2 protein-coding genes are annotated in these 1,994 nt (G+C 40.4%); both read right to left on the bottom strand.

The window, feature by feature from the left end; genetic code table 11:
- Positions 1–256 precede the first annotated feature (256 nt).
- A complete protein-coding gene (locus ACLUWI_RS10030) occupies positions 257–1,540 on the bottom strand; it encodes an RNA-guided endonuclease InsQ/TnpB family protein (protein WP_412147207.1) in 1,284 nt (427 codons plus the stop codon).
- Positions 1,533–1,994, bottom strand: a 462-nt coding sequence (locus ACLUWI_RS10025) for an IS607 family transposase (RefSeq protein WP_412147206.1), incomplete at its 5' end; no start/stop codon positions are given. The genes ACLUWI_RS10025 and ACLUWI_RS10030, both read right to left, overlap by 8 nt.

Below are 1,994 nucleotides of genomic sequence, written 5' to 3'. Positions count from 1 at the left end.
CCGCTGCAAAAAACGTGTGCAATGTAGTTATTTTGCGATTTTAACTACATATCCGAAGACTTAAATACAGACGTTTTTCTTATTGCCGTTATCGCCGGTATTCCGATATTCCAACGAGGGAGTAATCGCATTGACCAACGCAGATGCTGAAACATCACTCTTGCAACATCTAAGGAAGGCTCTCGCCAATCCTCGGGTACAGCTAACCCGTATGGCCTCAATTGCTCAAGACCATTAACAATCCTTTCTTTTAAATTTATAGTGCCTTATTCAATTTTGGATGCTCAATCAGCGCTAAAAGATTAAACATCGCATTGGTGTCCCGATCTACAGCTAAGTTGTAGTTGGGACATTTTTTGTTATAGCAAACAAACTCATTATGTTTGGTGCCATGCTTCTTGTTGCCACACAGCGTAATGCGTTCATCGCCACGCTTAATGGTGCCGCAGACTGCACACCGCTGAGTAGATGGATATAGTTTGTCAGCTAGAATTAGTTTGCGACCATACCATTTGCACTTGTAAGTCAACATTTGCTTAAACCTGCCAAACATGGAACGATGCACGCCCTTAGAAGCTACATGGCTCATTAGCATGCCTTTGACAGACAGGTTTTCAATTACGATTTGATCATAATTATTAACCAATTTAGTCGTAAATTTGTGCATGAGGTCATTTTGGATATTAGATGCTTTGCGATAGCATGCTTGAAGCTTGGTTCTCGTCTTCAAATAGTTATTGCTTTGCGTACTGCCAGTAACAACCCGTTTATGTGCTAATTGACGTTGATAATGTTTAATTTTTTCGTAAATGCGTTCCAACTTTTTTGGAAGAACGTTTTGTTGACCATCCGTATAGTTGAAATGACCGACATTAACATCAACTGCCGTATTCTTACCAGTTTTGGGTAGTGCTTTTTTATTGGCGACTTTAAACGGTACAGCTGCATAGTAACGGCCTTTTTCACGGAAATAGCTGACTACACCGATTTTGTCAGACAAAGGTTTCTCACTTAATTTAAAGTCTCGCCATTCTTCACTTGGAACGAGACTCTTCTGAGGACGTTCCAGACGCAGTAAACCGTCTACAATCTTGCTTTGATCGCTTTTAAAGCCCTGGCGTGGTTCTCGACGGGAATGAAAATGTGGTTTTCCCCAATCAGACTGTGCCTTGTCAAAAAAATTCTGCCAAGCATTGCCCAAGTCCTTAACGGCAAGACCAAGCAGGTGGGCAGAGCGCTGATATTGCCAATCCGCTTTGTCGTGTACCATAATGTCACGAACCATCTTCCAATTCGGAGAAGGATTTAGATGAACGTCGATAGGTTTTACCGTGATTTTTCCCGTCTTTTTATTTTGTTTGGGAATAAATTTAGTCCATAGAATTTTGTCGTAAATCTTATGAGCAAGATACAACTCATTCCATGTTTCTAAGGCTTGGTTCCAACAATAACGACGATAATCAATAGCCTCATCCAAAACCTGCTTCATAGTCTTATTCGGATGCAGTTCGTAAACCACCGTTTGGATTGTATCAGTCATTCCTACCACCACCTTTCAAGTTGGGATCCGTCTCAATCTGTTTTTTATAACGGCGTAATCCGTATAAGCGACTGGAAAACACATGGATAATACTGGTCAGATCGTCAACCAATTCCTTATCGGGGCTAGTTTTAGGATTATTAACCACGATGATTTCTGCACCATGACGCTTACAAAAGTCAGCGAACCAATCAAAGCCAAAGCGAATAAAGCGATCCTTATAAGTCACATAAATTTTGCCAATTTTGCGATCTTCAACTTCTTGTAACAGCTTATTCCACTTAGGTCGTTTGTAATTGAGTCCACTGCCAATATCTGTAATATGCTCATCAATAATAATGCCCTTAGCATTACAATATTGAATCAAGAAATCCATCTGATCCTCTAGATCACGTTTTTGTCCAGCTGATGATACTCGAGCATAAGCAATGTTTTTACGGTCTTTCTCACTGAT

This window comes from Limosilactobacillus mucosae, assembly GCF_046939755.1.
Taxonomy (GTDB): Bacteria; Bacillota; Bacilli; order Lactobacillales; family Lactobacillaceae; genus Limosilactobacillus; species Limosilactobacillus mucosae_A.
Note: the sequence above shows the minus strand (reverse complement) of the source record. Positions and strands in the feature narration are given on the sequence as shown.

What these genes read in the sequence shown, in the direction of transcription:
- ACLUWI_RS10030 (WP_412147207.1), bottom strand. Translation starts at nt 1,540, where the DNA reads ATGACTGATACAATCCAAACGGTGGTTTACGAACTGCATCCGAATAAG.